Below are 18,357 nucleotides of genomic sequence, written 5' to 3' on the forward strand. Positions count from 1 at the left end.
GGAACATAAAGTGTTGAATAAAAGTACAATACAGCAAAAATTACCCAAGGCAATTTGTCCTGCAACAGCTTATAGTACTATCATGGAAAACAAACCTTTTAAATATAACCCGATCACGAAGGAAAAGGACTTGGATGTTTTGATTGAAGAGGTCGGGGATGCACGTATTGTCATGTTAGGCGAGGCTTCGCACGGCACCTCCGAGTATTATACCTGGCGTACAGCCATTACAAAGCGACTTGTGCAGGAAAAAGGGTTCAGTTTCGTAGCTGTTGAAGGTGACTGGCCAGAATGTTATGCTGTAAACCGCTTTATAAAAGGTTATCAGAAATCAGGAAGTAAAATTGCAGATGTGTTGCAGGTGTTTCGCCGCTGGCCTACATGGATGTGGGCTAACTGGGAGGTAGCTGCGTTGATAGAGTGGATGCGCGACTATAACCATCTGCGCAATGCAAACGAGAAAATCGGTTTTTACGGACTTGATGTGTACAGCCTGTGGGAATCGCTGGAGCAGATCCTGAAGTTTCTGGAGAACAATGACGGACAAGCAGTAGAGGCTGCAAAGATGGCAATCAATTGCTTTGAGCCTTTTAACCGAGACCCTCAGACGTATGCCCGAGCCACAGCCTTTGTGCCAACTGATTGTGAAAACGAGGTAGTGGAGATGCTGCAGAAGATACAACACCACCGCACTTTTACCGATGACCCCGAGAACGACTTTAACACGCGCCAGAATGCATTAGTGGCGGTAAATGCAGAGAAGTATTACCGGGCCATGGTGCGCGGCGGCGGCAGCTCCTGGAACGTGCGCGACAGCCACATGATGGAAACACTGGACAGGCTAATGGAACTGCATGGGCGAAATTCCAAAGCCATTGTTTGGGAGCATAACACGCACATCGGGGATGCCAGTTTTACAGATATGGCTGATGATGGCATGTATAATATTGGCGAGCTAGCCCGCAAACAGTATGGCCAAAATCAGGTAAAGCTTGTTGGATTCGGAACGTATCAGGGCAGTGTAATTGCCAGTAAGTCGTGGGGTGCGCCCATGCAGAAAATCGAAGTGCCGCCAGCTGTAGAAGGTAGTTGGGAGCATATGCTGCACAAAATCAACACAGATGACAAGATTATACTTTCGAAGGACCTTGTAAACGTGCCAGAGCTGCAAGGTCGAATTGGCAACCGAGCCATCGGTGTAGTGTATGATCCAAAGTATGAAATGTTCGGAAACTACGTGCCTACCGTTATACCCGGCCGTTACGATGCCTTTGTATACTTTGATGAAACAGAGGCAGTGCACCCGCTGCACATGAAGAGCACCTCAGGCAAAGAGCCGGACCTATATCCGTGGAATTATTAATTGTGAGTTGTTAATTGCAGTTTGTTGTATTGCTGCAAAATAACTCTTAAATAAAGTGCTGTTCAACGTTTAACTGTTTACTATCCTCTCTGCACCAAGAATACTATGTAACCAACGTAAACCAGCAGGAACAGCACGCCGTTCCATCGATCAATGGTGTTTTTCTTACCAATTGGCATGGTGATAATAAGCAGCGTACTTGCCAGAATCATCATAGCGATATCATAGTTACTTACCACATCAAACGGAAGGGGGCTAATTAAAGCACTTATTCCAAGGATCCAGAGCAGGTTAAAGATATTGGAACCCACTACGTTTCCCACGGCTATATCAATGTTTCTGCGGTATGCAGCCATAGCGGAAGTAACCAGTTCTGGTAGCGAAGTACCGATCGCTACCACAGTAAGTCCAATAAAAGACTCACTCAGGCCAAGTGACTGCGCAATGAAAACCGCACCGTCTACTACCCACTTACCACCCAGAAATAAGCCTGCCACACCCAATGCAATGTATGTTGAAGCCTTAACCAATGACATTTCCTCCGTCTCCTCTTCCGGTAATATTTCATCTTTATTAGTGCGGGCTATGTTGTATATGTATGCCATAAACAGCACAAAGAAGAACAGTAGAATTACACCGTCGGTCCGGCTGATGTATAATTCGATGCGGTTATCGATTAGTGCAGCGTTGGCTAAAAAGCCAACTAATAATGTGGCTATAAGAGAGAATGGAATTTCTGTAAGTATAGTATTTCTCTTGATGGGCAGCGGGCAAATAAGTGCAGTGATACCAAGTATAAATAACAGGTTAGCCACATTGCTGCCAAATACATTGCCTATTGCCAGTTCTGTCTGCCCCTGTAAACTAGACATAATATTAATGATCAGCTCAGGCAATGAGGTGCCAAACGAGACAATAGTAAGTCCAACAACCATATCAGAAAGTCCATAGCGTTTTGCAATAGCAGATGAACCTGAAACCAAAATGTCAGCTCCTTTAATCAGGAGAACAAAGCCTACTACAAAGAGAATGTATAAAAGCATAATGTGGTGTGTTGGGTAATTTTTAAACAGTACGAGCTAAATACAGGGTGGGCTATAAAAAAGTATGGCTGCCCATTTCTGAGCAGCCATACCTAATATGTTATGCAATATATTAAGCCATGTTGTGGTAAACAGCCTGCACATCATCATCTTCTTCAAAGCGCTCTATAAGCCCCATTACCTCCTCTTCCTGCTCCTCTGTAAGCTCAGTTCTGGTGGTTGGGATTCGCTGTACTTCAGCACTGATCACCTCAAGGCCTTTCTCCTCCAAACCTTTCTGCATGTTGCCAAACTCAGTAAATGGAGTTTCTATGATGATCTCGTTTTCGTGCTCGTAAATGTCTTCAGCGCCAAAGTCGATTAGCTCCAGTTCCAGATCTTCCAGGTTCACTCCCTCAGATGAGATTTTAAATATGCCCTTGCGATCGAACATGAAGTCCAGAGAGCCGGTTTTGCCCAACGAGCCGCCGCCTTTAGAGAAGTGCATGCGCACGTTGGCCACAGTACGGTTCAGGTTATCGGTAGCACACTCCACAACCACAGCAATGCCATGTGGTGCGTAGCCTTCGTATACTACTTCTTCGTAATCTTTCTCCTCTTTAGAAGATGCTCTTTTAATAGCAGCCTCTATTCTATCTTTCGGCATGTTAACGCCTTTGGCGTTTTGAATTGCCGTGCGTAAACGAGAGTTTGTCTCAGGGTTTGGTCCGCTTTCTTTAACGGACATAGCTATCTCTTTGCCGAGGCGGGTAAAGGCCTTCGACATCTTATCCCAGCGTTTAAATTTGCGGGCTTTTCTAAATTCAAATGCGCGTCCCATAGTATATCTTATGTGGTATACAAAGTTAGCCAGCTTCTCTTAAATTTGGTAGTATTTTTGGTTATTCGTTGCTGCTTGTTCGCTATTGTGTCTCTATGTTTCTCAACAACCGGTAGCAACTAACGAACCCGGGGAGCTACATGATAATCAGAAATGCGTAGTTGCTGCTCGCAAAAAGCATATTCGTGGTGAATGTTAGAGCCGACAATTACAAGGCGACCTTGCTTGTTTAGCTCCACGTGTTCCTGGTACCATGCCACACCTTCTTGGTCTAAGTTGGTGGTAGGCTCATCTAGTAGTAGTAGCTGTGTATCAGAGTATAAAGCTAGCCCTAGCTTCAGGCGTTGCTTCATGCCCGACGAGAAATCCTTCACAAATTTGTTCTTTGATCGCTGCAGGCCCATCCGTTCAATCAGCTCTAGGTTTGTCAGGTTATGGCGGAGCTGCTTAAAGCGGGTATGGAAATCGAGCATCTCCAGCAACGTGAATTCTTCTACTAACTCTAAGTATGGCGCGGTAAGGGAAAGGTGGCGGTAGGCTTCGTCGGAGGCAACAGTTTTAGAACCTAAAGTATAAGTGATATCGCCTTCGCTGTGCAGATTGTGCCCTGCTATTATAGTGAGAAGAGTGGATTTACCGGAACCGTTATGCCCAAGTATGGCATAAGAGGTGCCTGACTCAAAAGTATAAGTCAGGTTCCGGAAAATCCACTCGTAATTGTATCGTTTACCTAAGTTGCTTAGGTTAATTTGCATCTTTAGAGAAATAACTTCTGATGATACCGCGGCCTGAGTTGCGAATGAAGTTTACCACTTCGTCGCGCTCTTTGCTCGGCGATAGCTCAAGCTCGATCTTATCCAGTGCCTGTGAGTTGTTAAGGCCACTGATAAACAGGATACGGTAAATCTGCTGTACCTCGTTTATTTGCTCACTTGTAAAACCTCTTCTGCGAAGGCCCACTGAATTGATGCCTGCATAAGCCAATGGCTCGCGGGCAGCTTTCACAAACGGAGGTACATCTTTCAAAATCAGAGAACCACCGGACACCATGGCGTGTGTACCAACCTTTGCAAACTGGTGCACCAGTGTAGCTGCACTTATGATGGCGTGATCGCCAACTTCTACGTGGCCTGCCATCTGCACTGCATTACCAACGATACAATTATCACCTACAATGCAATCGTGCGCTACGTGTGCGTAGGCCATGATAAGGCAGTTCTTACCGATTACGGTTTTCATCTTATCGATAGTACCGCGGCTAACGGTAACACATTCCCTGATCACGGTATTGTCACCGATGTGTGTAGTAGTTACCTCTCCGGCAAACTTAAGATCCTGCGGCACAGAAGAAACAACTGCTCCTGGGAAGATTTTACAGTTTTTGCCAATGCGGGCACCTTCCATGATTACTGCATTCGGGCCTATCCAGGTACCTTCACCAATCTCCACATTCTTATGGATGCTGGCGAATGGCTCGATTACAACGTTCTGAGCAATTTTTGCCTCTGGGTGTACGTAAGCTAATGGCTGGTTCATGCGTCTTTCTTTACAATACTTGCCGACATTTCAGCTTCCATCACCAGTTGGCCGGCAACAAATGCCTGACCGCTCATTTTGGCAATTCCACGTTTAATAGGAGCCAGCAGTTCACATTTAAAAACTATCGTGTCGCCAGGTATAACCTTGCGTTTGAAGCGGCACTTGTCTATGCCGAGGAAGTAAGTCCAGTAATCTTCTGGGTTCTCTACAGTGTTAAGCACAAGTATACCGCCTGTCTGTGCCATGGCCTCAATCTGGATCACACCCGGCAATACTGGATTGCCCGGGAAGTGCCCCTGGAAGAAAGGCTCGTTCATGGTCACGTTCTTAACGCCTGTAACCGTTGTTTCGTCTAAGTGTATGATTTTATCGATCAGCAGGAATGGATACCGGTGCGGCAACGTTGCCGAAATCTGGTTGATATCCATTACTGGTTTTTTCTTCGGATCGTAGTTAGGCACGTTTTTGATCGTAGCCTCATGGATCATTTTCTTCACCTTTTTGGCAAAGGCAACGTTGGCTGCATGGCCAGGGCGCGCCGCAAGTATCTGTCCCTTAATCGGGCGTCCGATCAGGGCTAGGTCACCCATCAGGTCGAGCAGTTTGTGGCGTGCTGGTTCGTTCTTAAAGCGAAGTTCGGTGTTGTTAAGAATACCTTCTTCTTTTACCTCTACCTTTGGCTTCTTAAGTAAATCAGAAAGGTAATCCAGTTCCTCGTCCTTCACAACGCGGTCCACAATCACAATGGCATTGTCAAGGTCGCCGCCTTTGATCAGGTTTTGCTTGTACAACGCTTCCAGTTCGTGCAGGAACACGAATGTACGGCATGGAGCAATCTCCTCTACAAACTGATCCATGTGGGTAATAGAGGCGTGCTGGCTGCCAAGTATAGGCGAGTTGTAATCTACCATTGCCGTCAGGCGGTAGTCATCCAACGGAAGTGCTGCGATCTCTACTCCACGGCTGTCGTCTTTGAAGCTAAGGCCTTTTGTTATTTCGAAGTAGTTGCGAAGTGCATTTTGCTCTTCCAGGCCCACTTCCATTAGAGGCTTTACAAACTGAATCGAAGAACCGTCCATGATCGGAGGCTCAGGGCCATCCAGTTCAATCAGCACGTTGTCTATCTGTAAACCTACCAAAGCAGCCAAAGTATGCTCAATAGTATGTACTCTTGCTCCGTTCTGCTCTATGGTAGTGCCTCTCGAAAGGTCTACCACATTGTCAACATCAGCGGCTACAATCGGCTGGCCGGGTAAATCAATGCGCTGGAACTTGTACCCGTGGTTAATGGGTGCAGGCTTAAACGTCATGTTGGAAACCACGCCCGTGTGCAAGCCTATACCCGATACAGTTACCGGGGCCTTGATAGTGTGCTGTTTATCGTTCATTCACGTATCTGTAGTCGTATTTCTCTCTTTTGTTAACAAGAACCGGCAGTGTAGCTTAGGTTGTATACTTTACAAACTGCTGACTTTTACCACTTGCCGCTGCAAACTTAAGACATAATCCTCCACCTTGCCAATTTATTTTAGCAGACAATAGGTGGTGCTAAGGTACAGCAGGCTTATACTTTCTCTTTCAGCAGTTCCAGTTCACGCTGTAGTTCCGGCAGTTTGCGGAAAACAGTCATGGCGCGTAGGTTTTGCTTATAGTCAAAAGCAGGGGAGCCCTGTATTATATTACCTGATTCTTTAACTGATTTGGATACACCGGACTGGGCACCGATAGTAGTTTTGTCGGCGATGGTGATATGGCCTACAATACCCACTTGCCCTGCAATTACGCAGTTATTACCTATTTTAGAAGAGCCGGAGATACCTGTTTGAGAGGCCACTACGGTATGTTTCCCAATCTCTACGTTGTGCGCAATCTGCACTAGATTATCAATCTTTGTGCCTGTTTTAATGATGGTAGAGCCCATGGTAGCGCAATCAATGGCAGTATTGGCGCCGATGGAAATATCGTCCTCCAGCACTACATTGCCAATCTGCGGAACAGCCTTGTAAGTGCCATCTGCCTGTGGAGCCCAGCCAAAGCCATCGCTGCCAAGCACGGCACCGCTATGGATAGTGCAGTTGCTGCCTACAACAGTGTTGGTATATAATTTAGCGCCAGCAAAAATGGTTGTGTTATCACCTATCGTTACATTATCGCCGATGTATACTTGCGGGAATATTTTTACATTCTCTCCTATTTTGCAGTTTGAACCTACATAAGAGAATGCGCCGCGGTAAACATTATCGCCCACTACAGAACCCTGGCCTAGAAAACATGGCTCTTCTACCCCTGATTTTGAAGCGATCAGGGCTGTCTGGTAGTATTGCAGTAACGTCGAGAAGCTTGTATAGGGGTCTTCTACACGGATTAGGGCGGCCGCAACAGGTTGTTTTAGCTCCAGGCTGTTGGTAACGATAACCGCACTAGCCTGGGTTGTATATAGAAAAGGTTCGTATTTTGAGTTGGATAAAAAAGCAAGAGCACCTTGTTTGGCCTCTTCTATTTTAGCTAATGTGCTGACCTTTATGGTATTGTCTCCTTCTACTTTGCCCTGCAGAAGATCAGCAACCTGTTGAACAGTAAATTCCATTTTGTAAAATTATAGCAAAAACTTAAAAGTGCTAATGCTTCAAGAGTACAAACATAACAAAAAAGTAAACTCGCCTATACTTTGCAATCGCAACTTATTGTTATAGTGCCAATCATTATTTGATAGGTAAATATTGCGAAAAGCAGGAGCGTATCCTATTCGGCTATTGATACTGCTGCTACCCGGCAGCTTTACCGGGTTTATACTTTAGTGCGCGACTTCTTTCGGGTAACACACGTAGTATTTTTCTACCTTATTGCTCAAGGCTCTGATATTGGGTAGGTCTGAGGCCTCTGCAACATCTATCACATACCCTGATTTAGTAAGCATGTCAATTGTCTGCCCTTCCACATCATAGGCGTTATTGCCTATTTTGCCGGCAATCATCAGGTATTTTACATCCTCGTCAGCAATTTTAAAGTGCGTTTGCACAAGTTCGCTTATACCCAGCTGTAGTTCCTGGTCGATAGGCTTATTCGCAATAACCACCTTAAACAATTTACGGCTAAGTATGCTGTTAGCCAGATATGACAGGATTTTGTCTGAGTGAGAGGCCCACATTTTAATTCCTCCCCATATATCGTGATCATCCAGGCTTACGAAACGCTCCAGAATACTGCTGTCCTGCTGGAAGTCCTGCATGGTAAGGTCAGTTGTCAGGAAAAACTTAAGGCAGGGGCTGCAAGGCACTTCTACGTCTTGCTGAACTAACTCTCTTGCACGCTGAACAACGCGAAGCACCATGTTCTCGGCACTGATAACTGTTTTGTGCAAGTATACTTGCCAGTACATCAGGCGGCGGCTAACCAGAAAGTTTTCTATACTATAAACCCCTTTTTCTTCTACAACAAGTTTGTCATTGGCCACGTCCAGCATTTTTATGATGCGGTCTGCACCGATCTTGCCTTCGTAAACACCTGTGTAAAAGCTGTCGCGGTTCAGGTAGTCTAATCTGTCAACATCCAGTTGGCTCGACACCAACTGGTGAAAAAACTTACGGTGGTATTTATCTGTAAAAATGTCTATTGCCAGGCTCAGTTTGCCACCAAACTGCTCGTTAAGCAGGTGCATAATGTGCAGCGACAGGTGCTCGTGGTGCACATTCTTAAATATAGCCGTCTCCAGGGCATGCGAGAAGGGGCCATGGCCTATGTCGTGCAGCAGTATAGCAATAAGCGATGCCTCGAATTCTTTATCAGAAATTTCGTTATTTTTACTTCTTAAAGTGTTTAAGGCAGTATTCATCAGGTGCATGGCACCTAAAGCATGGTGAAAACGCGTATGCAGGGCACCCGGGTAAACCATTTCGGTAAGTCCCAGTTGCTTTATCCGGCGCAAGCGCTGAAAGTATGGATGATCGATTATGTCGAAAATAAGATCAGTTGGAACGGTGATAAAGCCGTAAACAGGATCATTGAATATTTTCTTCTTATTCACAGAACGGAGTTTTAGTAAATGATTGTTAGTGAGTTAGATGTGTTTTAATATTCTGTAAATAACAGATGTACATTTAAAAGTAACTTAAGTTATACTATAGAGTAAATCTATTCGTGTATACAGATACAGTAAGACATTCTAACTAATTAGAGCTCTACATGTTTAGAGACCAGTAACACAGCAGTTAAGCCATTTATACTTAAGATAAAACTATGCAAAGATATAACATTTTATGGGCCGATGATGAGATCGACCTGCTCAAGCCACACATTCTTTTCCTTGAAGACAAAGGCTATGATATTACCCCGGTAAACAGCGGAGCCGACGCTATAGAAGAGTTTCGGGAGAAGAGCTTCGATATCGTGTTTCTGGATGAAAATATGCCTGGTATCAGCGGGCTGGAAACACTTAATGAATTGAAAATTATCCGCCCTTCCGTGCCGGTGATCATGATTACCAAGAGCGAAGAAGAGCATATCATGGAAGAAGCCATCGGTTCCAAAATAACGGATTACCTGATCAAGCCGCTCAACCCAAATCAAATACTGCTTTCGGTAAAAAAAGTGCTGGACAACAAGCGTCTGGTATCTGAAAAGACCAATATGAGCTACCAACGCGACTTCAGGCAACTGGGTATGGCTTTTGGTGAGCGCCTTAGCCCGGGAGAATGGGCTGATATTTACAAGAAACTGGTGTTCTGGGAGCTGGAAATAGACGAGACAGAGAACAAAAGTATGGCCGACGTGATTAACATGCAGAAGGATGAAGCCAACTCTAACTTTGCACGTTTTATCATGGACAACTACGAAGACTGGATAAACGGTGACAGCGATGATGCACCGCTTATGTCGCACCAGTTGTTTAAGGAACGCGTGTTCCCGATGATGAAAGAAAGTAACCGGCCGGTATTCTTTGTTCTGATCGATAACCTGCGCTACGACCAGTGGAAGATACTGGAGCCGTTGATTTCGGAATACTTTACAGTAGACTCTGAAGAGATGTTCTACTCTATACTTCCTACTACCACTGCCTATGCCCGTAATGCCATCTTCTCGGGTATGCTGCCAACGGATATTGCGAAAAAGTACCCGAACATGTGGGTTAGCGACGATGAGGAAGAGGGTAAAAACCTGCATGAGGCCGATTTCTTGGATATCCAGTTTCAACAGAACAAAGTGACGGACAAGCACAGCTATCATAAAATAACCAATGTGCAGGCAGGCCGCGACCTGCTGAACAAGTTCAGTAACCTGGATAGCAACAAGCTGAACGTGATCGTGTACAACTTCGTGGATATGCTCTCACATGCCCGCACCGACAGTAACATGGTACGCGAACTGGCCCCAGATGAATCTGCTTACCGTTCCATTACCCGTTCCTGGTTCCTTCACTCGCCGCTGTACGATACTTTGAAGATGATTGCAGATAAAAAAGGTAAGTTGATTATTACGACTGACCATGGCACCATTCGCGTAAAACGGCCATTTAAGATCATCGGGGATCGTAATACAAATACTAACTTAAGGTATAAGCACGGTAAAAACCTGGGCTACACCGATAAAGATGTGTTTACTGTGCGAAAGCCAGAGAGATTTTTCTTGCCAAAAGCCAATGTTTCTACTACGTTTGTATTCGCAATAGAGGACTACTTCTTTGCCTACCCCAACAACTATAACTACTATGTTAATTATTACAAAGACACATTCCAGCATGGGGGGGTATCGTTGGAGGAGTGCATCATACCGTATGTAACACTTTCACCTAAAAATGTATAATACAGGAGTAGAAAGAACACAAATAACGATGTCGTCGTTGGCTGATTTGCCGGCGGCGGCTTCTGTGCTTATAGAGGAGGCTAAAAACGAGCCAATTATACTTTTTGAAGGGCCAATGGGAGCCGGAAAAACAACTTTGATCAAAGAAGTGTGCCGGCAGCTAGGTGTAAAAGACAACGTTAGCAGCCCTACCTTTTCTCTTGTAAACGAGTACGCAGGTGCCGACGGGAAACTAATTTACCATTTTGACTTTTATAGGTTAAATGAGGAGCGCGAGGCATTGGACATAGGTGCCCTGGAATATTTTGATTCTGGCAGGGTTTGCCTGATCGAGTGGCCGTCTATGATTCAGAATATATTGCCGGAGCACTACCTGCTTGTAACGTTGCAGCCTGATGCCGAGGGCCAGGTGCGTACCATGACCATAAACCAAGTATAGCATGACGCAAAAGATTTCCGTAGACCTGGGAAAGCTTGCCACAAGTCCCGCTCTTTATCCGAAAGAGTCGATGATGGCTGTAGAAGAACGTCGCAGAAGCCTTTTTATCGGTATTCCCAAAGAGTCATCTTTCCAAGAGAATCGTATTGGTCTAACGCCTGATGCTGTAAAGCAGCTAACAGACTATGGGCATCGCATCTGGATAGAAGCTGGTGCAGGCAGTCCTTCTAAATACTCTGATAATGAGTACTCTGAGGCCGGTGCTAAAATTGTGTATGGCACAGAAGAAGTGTATGAAGCAGATATCATCCTAAAAATCGCGCCACCTACATATGATGAAATTGAATACCTGCGTGCAGGACAAACCTTAATTTCTGCCCTTCATTTCGGTAATCTTACTTCTGATTTCATTAACGCACTGCTCCGTAAGAAGATAAATGCTATCTCGTTCGAGCTGCTTCGCGATAAGTCGGAGTCTAAGCCGGTGGTAAGGGCTATGAGCGAGATTGCCGGTAGCACCGTTATGCTGATTGCTGCGGAGTACTTGAGTAGCAGCAACGAAGGCAAAGGCGTTATACTTGGCGGTATTACAGGCGTTCCTCCGAGTAAAGTAGTTATACTTGGCGCTGGCACCGTTGCCGAATATGCAGCCAGGGCAGCTATGGGTCTGGGAGCCGAAGTTAAAGTATTCGACAATCATATCTATAAACTGCGCAGGCTTAAGCATAATGTCGGCTCTCCTTTGTTTACGTCTACGTTAGATAAGGCTGTTCTGTATCCTGAAATCAGGCAGGCTGATGTTGTAATAGGTGCCCTTGTAGCCGATGAAGGCTACATGCCTTGCACAGTTGAGGAGAATGTGGTGGCACACATGAATCCGGGCTCAATCATCATTGACGTTTGCATTGATCAGGGCGGTTGCTTCGAAACATCAGAGATGACCTCTCATACACGTCCCGTGTTCCGGAAGTATGACATTATTCACTACTGCGTTCCGAATATTGCTTCCAGAGTGCCGCGTACAGCTACACAGGCACTGAGCAACATCTTTACACCAATTTTCAATGAGTTCTCAAAATATGGCGGCATTAACGAAGTGCTGTTCATGAATGAGCATTACCGCAGCGGTGTGTATATTTACAAAGGCAGCCTAACCAATGCGCAGGTGGCCAAAAAGTTTGGAATGCGCTACAAGGAGCTAGGGTTGATGATCGCAGTACGTAACTAGATTGATCAAAAGAATTTAATTATTTTAAATATTGCCCTAGGGCTATAAAGTAAAAAGAGGCGCAAAATTCTGCGCCTCTTTTTACTTTATAGTACCGCAGCCATCAAGCGATTATACACTGAGTTCTAGTTTATACTTTCCCACTCAACAGCAACACCTTCCAAGCCTCTGTTACTTGGTTGCTCTCCAGTAGTTTCTTGCCCAATACCTCTAGTTCATACTTTAGCTTAGCATGGTCGTCCTGATATTTGCTATAAGTATAGCTAACAATAGGGTCTGATTTAAAATGCTCTACTTCTTTGCTGGTAGGAATGGTTTCAGAGTTGCCAAGCCTTGCTAGGTTATTGCCAGTAAGTATAACGCTCTCTCTAATAAAAGCAGGGAGTTTGTCTACACCTATGCCTTTATTGCGGATTGGTTTTGGTAGTTCGAAAATGCAGTCGCCGTTGGCTCTGAGGTAATAGTCGCCTCCCATTCGGGCAACAGCATCAAGTTTAAAGGGATCGATCTTGCCGACTTCATCCAGTATACTTTCATTGATATGCATTAGCAGCACTTCGCAGACTACCAGGTTGCCTGCTCCGCCTTCCGGTCCTAAACTGATGATGTCGTTTACCTTGCATTCGAACGCCACTGGAGCCTCCTTTACACGCGGCGCCTTAATTAATAGAGAAGCCTCAGGAGTTAGCCCAGATTTTACGAATTCGTTAATGCCCCTGTCGTACTCAGTGCTTGCCAGCGACATCTGCTCCACAATATCATAGTTGGTAATGTTAATCACTACTTCTCTTGTCAGTTCCGCATTTTCCAAGGTGTGCTTGCTGGTGTTGTCGCGTACTCTGCGGGCCGGGGAAAATACTAGTATAGGAGGCCTTGCGCTGAATACATTAAAGAAACTGAACGGGCTAAGGTTTACATTTCCCTCCAGGTCGATGGTGCTGGCAAAAGCGATAGGCCGCGGCGCAATGGCTCCTAAAAGTAGGGCATGTACCTCTGCCGTTTTAGTTTCGCGTGGATCTATGGTTCTAATTGACATTGCTAAAATGTGTGGTTGCTGTATAGAACAGGTTTTACGGCAAGTTACTTTTAATTCTTAACATAAATAATAAACATGCTTCTCATAGCTGATGGTTTGAAAAGGCAGATAGATCAAGTAAAGCAATGTTTAAACCTTAAGTAGTAGATTGTCACAGACCACTACCTGGTTTAAAGGCTTTGACAAAGGAAAGGGGGATAAAAGAAACATAGAAACAATTATAAGAAAATTGATATTTTATAAATACTTAAATCTGTGTTTTAAAGGAATTATTTCGCGTCAGCTGTAGTTGTGCACAGAATAATAACCAAAAGATAAAGCCACATTATCACACTTTTTCATAATTTTGCGAATCTGTAGTGTCGGTTATGCTATAGATTTTGCTTTCAAGGTTAAGTATAAATTGTAAAATGGGAGCTGCTTAAAATTGATATACCGGAAATGAAATATAGATTAGTTGCATTTATAGTAAGTCTGCTCTTTTTTGCCTCCTGCAGTGCTCCGCGGAATCTCGCCTATTTTGATAATTTACGTGAAGAGACTGTCGTTACTGAGAAGATAGCCAATGAAGCAGAGGCTAAAATACAGCCCGGTGACCTGCTAAGTATAAATGTTACCAGTCTGAGCCCTGAATCGAATATACTTTTCAACAAAGGTGCATTGCCTACTGCGAGTAATGCCAATGTAAACGGAGTAACATATGTTCAGGAAACAGAAGGTTACCTGGTAGACAAGTCTGGTTTTGTGGTGCTGCCTATTCTTGGTAAAGTAAAGCTGGAAAACTTTACACGAGAGGAAGCAGAAACACAGCTAACTGCAAGCCTGCAGAAATACCTGAAAGAACCAGTAGTTAACGTGCGCTTCAGGAATTTTAAAGTGACAGTGATAGGAGAAGTAAACAGGCCGTCTACTTTCCAAGTGGCAGACGGTAACGTGAATATACTTGAAGCATTAGGTATGGCAGGCGACATGACCGCCTTTGGCAAGAGAGAAAATGTGCTGGTGATACGTGAGACAAAAGACGAAAGAAGTATGGTAAGGCTGAACCTGAACGATAAGAATATTCTGAAGTCTCCTTTCTTTAATCTTCAGCAGAACGATATCGTGTACGTGGAGCCTGATAAAGCTAAGGAAGTTCAAGCGAGTGCAAATCCTCGAAACATTTCCATTATAGTTGGTGCGATGTCTGTTTTAACTATAATACTTTCAAGATTACTGTAAGTCCTTAAGAGCATGTCAGAGAAAGAGGTTTTTATGCTCGAGTCGGAGCAGATCGATATCAAAAGTATTGTTGCTAAGTACTTGCGATATTGGTATTTGTTTGCTATTGGCGTGGTGCTAAGTATGGTTATAGCATTTTTATACTTGCGTTATACTACTCCAGAATACAGCATCAGCAGCACGCTTTTAATTAAAGACGATAAGAAAGGGCCGGACCTGCTTGGCAGCAATGTTGCTTTCAGTGATCTAGAGATTTTCCAATCAAGTAAGAGCTTAGACAACCAGATACAGATACTGAAGTCGAAAAGCTTGATGCAGCGTGTGCTGACGGATCTTTCGATGTTCACAAGTTTTTATGTGGAGGGACGTGTTAAAACAACAGAAGTGTTTGGCCGTTCACAGCCATTCAGAATTATTGTAAGCGAACTTGATTCCTCAGCATTCAACAAAACGATCTTTGTAAACTTAAAAGACAATAATAGCTTTGAAATCGAAGATGGAGAAACCAAAGCTGTTAATAAGTTCGGACAGCAGATCAAGACCTCTTATGCCACTTTCACACTTGTGGCTGCCCCGGCCCTAGCAAGTAAGAGTGGAGATCAGGTGGCCGTTAAATTCCACGATATCCGTAAGCTGTCAAATTACTACAACCAACAGTTAACGGTTACACCTGTTAACAAGGAGGCAAGTGTACTTACCATTAGCCTGACAGATGCCGTTCCCGAAAAAGGTGTGGCAATTGTAGACAGACTGATTGAAGTTTATAATAAAGAGGCCGTCGAAGATAAAAACCAAATCGCCGCTAATACCATTCAGTTTATTGACGAAAGGCTAAAGTACCTTACAGAGGAACTATCCACTGTTGAAAAAGATGTGGAGGCGTATAAGCGTCAGAATGAATTGACGGATGTAAGCTCTGAAGCCAAAATGTATCTCGAGCGTGCCAGCGAGTACAACAGTCAATTGTCTGAGCTAGAGATCCAGATCGATGTACTAAATTCAATTGAAACTTACCTGAAGAAACAGCAAAATCAGTTTGAGCTAGTGCCAAGTACCCTAAGTATACAGGATGCCACATTGATAAACCTGATTGGAAAGTTTAATGAATTGCAGTTGGAGCGCCAGCGCCTTCTCCGAACGACACAGCCTGGTAACCCGATAGTAGTAAACGTAAACGACCAGTTGGCGAATCTACGAACAAATATTCTGGAAAACCTAGGCAATATTAAAAGCAGTTTAGCGATCACTCGCAATAACCTGCGTGCTAATTCTTCTCAGTTCGAATCCCGCATACAGAAGGTGCCTGGTATAGAACGTGAATTGCTGGAAATAAATAGACAACAAAGTATAAAAGAAGGGCTGTATTTGTACTTGCTACAAAAACGCGAGGAATCTGCCCTTTCATTAGCTGCGACTGTTTCAAATTCTATGGTGATCGATTCTGCTACAGCTGGTGACCTGCCTGTAAAGCCTAAGAAACAGTTGATCTACCTCTTGGCTTTTTTAGTTGGGTTAGGTGTTCCGTTTGCCTTTATCTATATACGCGATATGTTGGACGATAAAGTGAAGGAAACAAAAGACATTGAAAGCGCCACTGCTACGCCTGTGTTAGGTGAAATTGCACATAACTACAGCGGTGAAACCATGGTAGTTACGAAAAAAAGCCGTGGCCCTGTAGCTGAATTGTTCCGACTCATAAGAGCTAACCTGCAATTCGCCGCAGCCGGCAAGGAGAATAAAGTTATTCTAGTTACCTCCAGCATGAGCGGCGAGGGTAAAACGTTCTTTAGTATTAATCTGGCAGCCAGCTTAGTGCTAACGGGTAAAAAGGTAGTAGTGATAGGTTTTGACCTTCGCAGACCAAGACTCTCGCAAAGTCTGGATATAGTTAACGATATTGGAGTTTCTAATTACCTGATATCAGATTACCTGCCGGTAGAGGATATCATAAAGCCTGTACCCGAATTAAATGGACTGGATATTATTGGTTCAGGCCCGATACCTCCAAACCCGACAGAACTGATGCTGCTGCCTAAAGTAGATAAGCTGATCGAGGAGCTGAAAGGCCTTTATGATTACATTATTATCGATACGTCTCCGGTAGGCCAGGTAGCAGATGCTCTTGCTTTAGCGCCACACATCGACTCTAGTATTTACCTGGTGCGATACAACTATACGCATAAAAACCAGCTCAGCATCATCGACGACATTTACAAGAACAAAAAGCTTGTGCACCCGATGATCGTTCTAAATGATGCCAGGAAGGAGAATGGCTATGGGTATGGATACGGTTATGGCTATGGAGAAGATGTGAGTGAGGGAAAAAAGCCTAAGAAGGAAATAAAAGTTTCGGGCTTTTACTAAGGCAAAGAAAACAATCGATAAAGAATAACATCAGTTAGTTTTAGATGAACAACAACGATAATAGTACTATTATAGGAAATGCTAAAATTGCTATAATTGGATTAGGTTATGTAGGCCTTCCACTGGCAATAGAATTTGGCAAAAAATATGATGTAGTTGGTTTTGATATCAACGAAGAGCGCGTAAGCGAGCTGAATAAGAGAAAAGATCGTACTCAAGAGGCAAATCTTGAGGCAATGACAGCTGCCATGGCTCTAAAGAAAAGTAAAGAAAACAGTATTGGTCTTCATTTTTCTTCAAAAAAAGAAGACTTAAAAAATTATAACACTTTTATTGTTACTGTTCCAACTCCAATTGATCAGTTTAAAGCACCGGATCTTCGTCCTCTTATAAAAGCATCTGAAATGCTAGGCTCAGTACTTAAAATTGGAGATATTGTAATTTATGAGTCTACCGTTTATCCAGGGTGTACAGAGGAAGATTGTATACCTGTATTAGAAAAGCTATCAGGTTTGAAGTTTAACAAAGACTTCTTTGCAGGTTATTCTCCTGAACGCATCAACCCAGGAGATAAGATTAATACCCTTACTAAAATCAAAAAAGTAACAAGTGGCTCAACGCCTGAAATTGCTTCCAGAGTAGATGACCTATATAGATCCATTATAACAGCAGGTACACATAAGGCCCCAAGTATAAAGGTGGCAGAAGCAGCGAAAGCAATTGAAAATGCACAGCGTGATATTAATATTTCATTTGTAAATGAGTTAGCTTTGATTTTTGATAGAATCGGCATTGATACCAATGATGTGATAGAGGCCGCAGGTACAAAGTGGAACTTCCTGAAGTATAGGCCAGGATTAGTAGGTGGGCACTGTATTGGAGTAGATCCATATTACTTAGCGCATAAAGCAGAGGCCTTAGGCTATCATCCACAGGTAATTCTTTCAGGGCGTCGTGTGAATGATAATATGGGACCATTTGTAGCAAATAAGGTAATCAAGCTTATGATTGAAAAAGATCATAAAATCAAAGGGTCTAAAGCATTGATTATGGGTATTACCTTTAAAGAAAATTGCCCTGACGTTCGAAATACTAGAGTAGTAGATATTTATCATGAACTTAAGCAGTTTGGATTGAAGGTTGATATTTTTGATCCATGGGCAGATACTGCTGAGGTGAAGTATGAGTATGGAGTAGAGGTACTAAATAGGTTAGATGAGACAATAGTTTATGATGCCATTATTGTTGCTGTAGCACATAATGAGTTTCTAAGTTTTGACTATCAGAAGTTCAAACGTAATAATGCAGTAATTTTCGATACAAAGGCTTGTTTGGATAGAAGTTTAGTAGATGCCAGACTTTAAACAATCATCAATCCAAAAATGAAGATATTGATTACGGGCGGCGCCGGCTTCATCGGCTCGCATGTGGTGCGTTTGTTCGTGAACAAGTACCCGAGTTACCAGATCTACAACCTCGACAAGCTGACGTACGCCGGCAACCTG

Annotated in this window: 16 protein-coding genes; 8 read left to right on the plus strand and 8 right to left on the minus strand. The window is 43.8% G+C overall.

Features of this window, described 5'->3' with window-relative positions; genetic code table 11:
* Window positions 1–82: 82 nt before the first annotated feature.
* Window positions 83–1,363 (plus strand): erythromycin esterase family protein, encoded by a 1,281-nt coding sequence (locus H8S84_RS10845; RefSeq protein WP_187067330.1) that lies wholly within the window; start codon window positions 83–85, stop codon window positions 1,361–1,363.
* Window positions 1,364–1,443: 80 nt separating this feature from the next.
* Here H8S84_RS10845 and H8S84_RS10850 read toward each other — a convergent pair whose 3' ends face one another.
* From H8S84_RS10850 to H8S84_RS10880, 7 genes are all read right to left on the minus strand, one after another.
* Complete coding sequence (locus H8S84_RS10850) at window positions 1,444–2,406, minus strand: calcium/sodium antiporter (RefSeq protein ID WP_187067331.1); 963 nt, start codon at window positions 2,404–2,406, stop codon at window positions 1,444–1,446.
* Between the two features lie 112 nt (window positions 2,407–2,518).
* Window positions 2,519–3,226, minus strand: a complete 708-nt coding sequence (locus H8S84_RS10855; RefSeq protein ID WP_187067332.1) for a YebC/PmpR family DNA-binding transcriptional regulator — start codon at window positions 3,224–3,226, stop codon at window positions 2,519–2,521.
* Between the two features lie 119 nt (window positions 3,227–3,345).
* On the minus strand, window positions 3,346–3,981 hold the full coding sequence (locus tag H8S84_RS10860; protein ID WP_187067333.1) for an ABC transporter ATP-binding protein: 636 nt from the start codon (window positions 3,979–3,981) through the stop codon (window positions 3,346–3,348).
* Complete coding sequence (lpxA, locus tag H8S84_RS10865; protein WP_187067334.1) at window positions 3,971–4,762, minus strand: acyl-ACP--UDP-N-acetylglucosamine O-acyltransferase; 792 nt, start codon at window positions 4,760–4,762, stop codon at window positions 3,971–3,973. Before lpxA ends, H8S84_RS10860 begins: the two co-directional genes overlap by 11 nt.
* On the minus strand, window positions 4,759–6,153 hold the full coding sequence (locus H8S84_RS10870; protein ID WP_187067335.1) for a bifunctional UDP-3-O-[3-hydroxymyristoyl] N-acetylglucosamine deacetylase/3-hydroxyacyl-ACP dehydratase: 1,395 nt from the start codon (window positions 6,151–6,153) through the stop codon (window positions 4,759–4,761). Before H8S84_RS10870 ends, lpxA begins: the two co-directional genes overlap by 4 nt.
* Window positions 6,154–6,329: 176 nt before the next feature.
* Window positions 6,330–7,352 (minus strand): UDP-3-O-(3-hydroxymyristoyl)glucosamine N-acyltransferase, encoded by a 1,023-nt coding sequence (gene lpxD / locus H8S84_RS10875; protein ID WP_187067336.1) that lies wholly within the window; start codon window positions 7,350–7,352, stop codon window positions 6,330–6,332.
* A 207-nt stretch (window positions 7,353–7,559) separates the two neighbouring features.
* Window positions 7,560–8,789 carry an HD domain-containing protein gene (locus H8S84_RS10880; protein ID WP_187067337.1) on the minus strand — a complete coding sequence of 410 codons (1,230 nt, stop codon included), beginning with the start codon at window positions 8,787–8,789 and terminating at the stop codon, window positions 7,560–7,562.
* Window positions 8,790–9,001: 212 nt separating this feature from the next.
* Between H8S84_RS10880 and porX the strand changes: the two genes are divergently transcribed.
* From porX to H8S84_RS10895, 3 genes are read left to right on the plus strand one after another with little or no spacing between them, the layout of a single operon-like run.
* Window positions 9,002–10,564: a T9SS response regulator signal transducer PorX gene (gene porX / locus H8S84_RS10885; protein ID WP_187067338.1), complete on the plus strand. Its 1,563-nt coding sequence runs from the start codon at window positions 9,002–9,004 to the stop codon at window positions 10,562–10,564.
* Window positions 10,557–11,003 carry a tRNA (adenosine(37)-N6)-threonylcarbamoyltransferase complex ATPase subunit type 1 TsaE gene (tsaE, locus tag H8S84_RS10890; protein ID WP_230407133.1) on the plus strand — a complete coding sequence of 149 codons (447 nt, stop codon included), beginning with the start codon at window positions 10,557–10,559 and terminating at the stop codon, window positions 11,001–11,003. Before porX ends, tsaE begins: the two co-directional genes overlap by 8 nt.
* A gap of 1 nt (window position 11,004) precedes the next feature.
* Window positions 11,005–12,231 carry an alanine dehydrogenase gene (locus H8S84_RS10895; protein ID WP_187067339.1) on the plus strand — a complete coding sequence of 409 codons (1,227 nt, stop codon included), beginning with the start codon at window positions 11,005–11,007 and terminating at the stop codon, window positions 12,229–12,231.
* 130 nt (window positions 12,232–12,361) lie between these two features.
* Here the strand turns inward: H8S84_RS10895 and H8S84_RS10900 are convergent, their stop codons facing one another.
* Complete coding sequence (locus H8S84_RS10900) at window positions 12,362–13,267, minus strand: flavin reductase family protein (protein WP_187067340.1); 906 nt, start codon at window positions 13,265–13,267, stop codon at window positions 12,362–12,364.
* 441 nt (window positions 13,268–13,708) lie between these two features.
* Between H8S84_RS10900 and H8S84_RS10905 the strand changes: the two genes are divergently transcribed.
* The 4 genes from H8S84_RS10905 to H8S84_RS10920 form a co-directional block, all read left to right on the plus strand.
* On the plus strand, window positions 13,709–14,488 hold the full coding sequence (locus tag H8S84_RS10905; protein ID WP_187067341.1) for a polysaccharide biosynthesis/export family protein: 780 nt from the start codon (window positions 13,709–13,711) through the stop codon (window positions 14,486–14,488).
* A gap of 12 nt (window positions 14,489–14,500) precedes the next feature.
* Window positions 14,501–16,852: a GumC family protein gene (locus tag H8S84_RS10910; protein WP_187067342.1), complete on the plus strand. Its 2,352-nt coding sequence runs from the start codon at window positions 14,501–14,503 to the stop codon at window positions 16,850–16,852.
* Window positions 16,853–16,896: 44 nt separating this feature from the next.
* Window positions 16,897–18,216 carry a nucleotide sugar dehydrogenase gene (locus H8S84_RS10915; RefSeq protein WP_187067343.1) on the plus strand — a complete coding sequence of 440 codons (1,320 nt, stop codon included), beginning with the start codon at window positions 16,897–16,899 and terminating at the stop codon, window positions 18,214–18,216.
* Window positions 18,217–18,234: 18 nt separating this feature from the next.
* Window positions 18,235–18,357, plus strand: a 123-nt coding sequence (locus H8S84_RS10920; RefSeq protein ID WP_187067344.1) for a GDP-mannose 4,6-dehydratase, incomplete at its 3' end; no start/stop codon positions are given.

The organism is Pontibacter cellulosilyticus (assembly GCF_014306105.1).
Classification (GTDB): domain Bacteria; phylum Bacteroidota; class Bacteroidia; order Cytophagales; family Hymenobacteraceae; genus Pontibacter; species Pontibacter cellulosilyticus.

Bases quoted from the DNA above. Each gene is read 5' to 3' on its own strand.
- H8S84_RS10900 (WP_187067340.1), bottom strand. From the start codon at position 13,267: ATGTCAATTAGAACCATAGATCCACGCGAAACTAAAACGGCAGAGGTA.
- lpxA (WP_187067334.1), bottom strand. From the start codon at position 4,762: ATGAACCAGCCATTAGCTTACGTACACCCAGAGGCAAAAATTGCTCAG.
- H8S84_RS10870 (WP_187067335.1), bottom strand. From the start codon at position 6,153: ATGAACGATAAACAGCACACTATCAAGGCCCCGGTAACTGTATCGGGT.
- porX (WP_187067338.1), top strand. From the start codon at position 9,002: ATGCAAAGATATAACATTTTATGGGCCGATGATGAGATCGACCTGCTC.
- H8S84_RS10895 (WP_187067339.1), top strand. From the start codon at position 11,005: ATGACGCAAAAGATTTCCGTAGACCTGGGAAAGCTTGCCACAAGTCCC.
- tsaE (WP_230407133.1), top strand. From the start codon at position 10,557: ATGTATAATACAGGAGTAGAAAGAACACAAATAACGATGTCGTCGTTG.
- H8S84_RS10850 (WP_187067331.1), bottom strand. From the start codon at position 2,406: ATGCTTTTATACATTCTCTTTGTAGTAGGCTTTGTTCTCCTGATTAAA.
- H8S84_RS10860 (WP_187067333.1), bottom strand. From the start codon at position 3,981: ATGCAAATTAACCTAAGCAACTTAGGTAAACGATACAATTACGAGTGG.
- H8S84_RS10910 (WP_187067342.1), top strand. From the start codon at position 14,501: ATGTCAGAGAAAGAGGTTTTTATGCTCGAGTCGGAGCAGATCGATATC.
- H8S84_RS10905 (WP_187067341.1), top strand. From the start codon at position 13,709: ATGAAATATAGATTAGTTGCATTTATAGTAAGTCTGCTCTTTTTTGCC.
- H8S84_RS10855 (WP_187067332.1), bottom strand. From the start codon at position 3,226: ATGGGACGCGCATTTGAATTTAGAAAAGCCCGCAAATTTAAACGCTGG.
- H8S84_RS10915 (WP_187067343.1), top strand. From the start codon at position 16,897: ATGAACAACAACGATAATAGTACTATTATAGGAAATGCTAAAATTGCT.
- lpxD (WP_187067336.1), bottom strand. From the start codon at position 7,352: ATGGAATTTACTGTTCAACAGGTTGCTGATCTTCTGCAGGGCAAAGTA.
- H8S84_RS10845 (WP_187067330.1), top strand. From the start codon at position 83: ATGGAAAACAAACCTTTTAAATATAACCCGATCACGAAGGAAAAGGAC.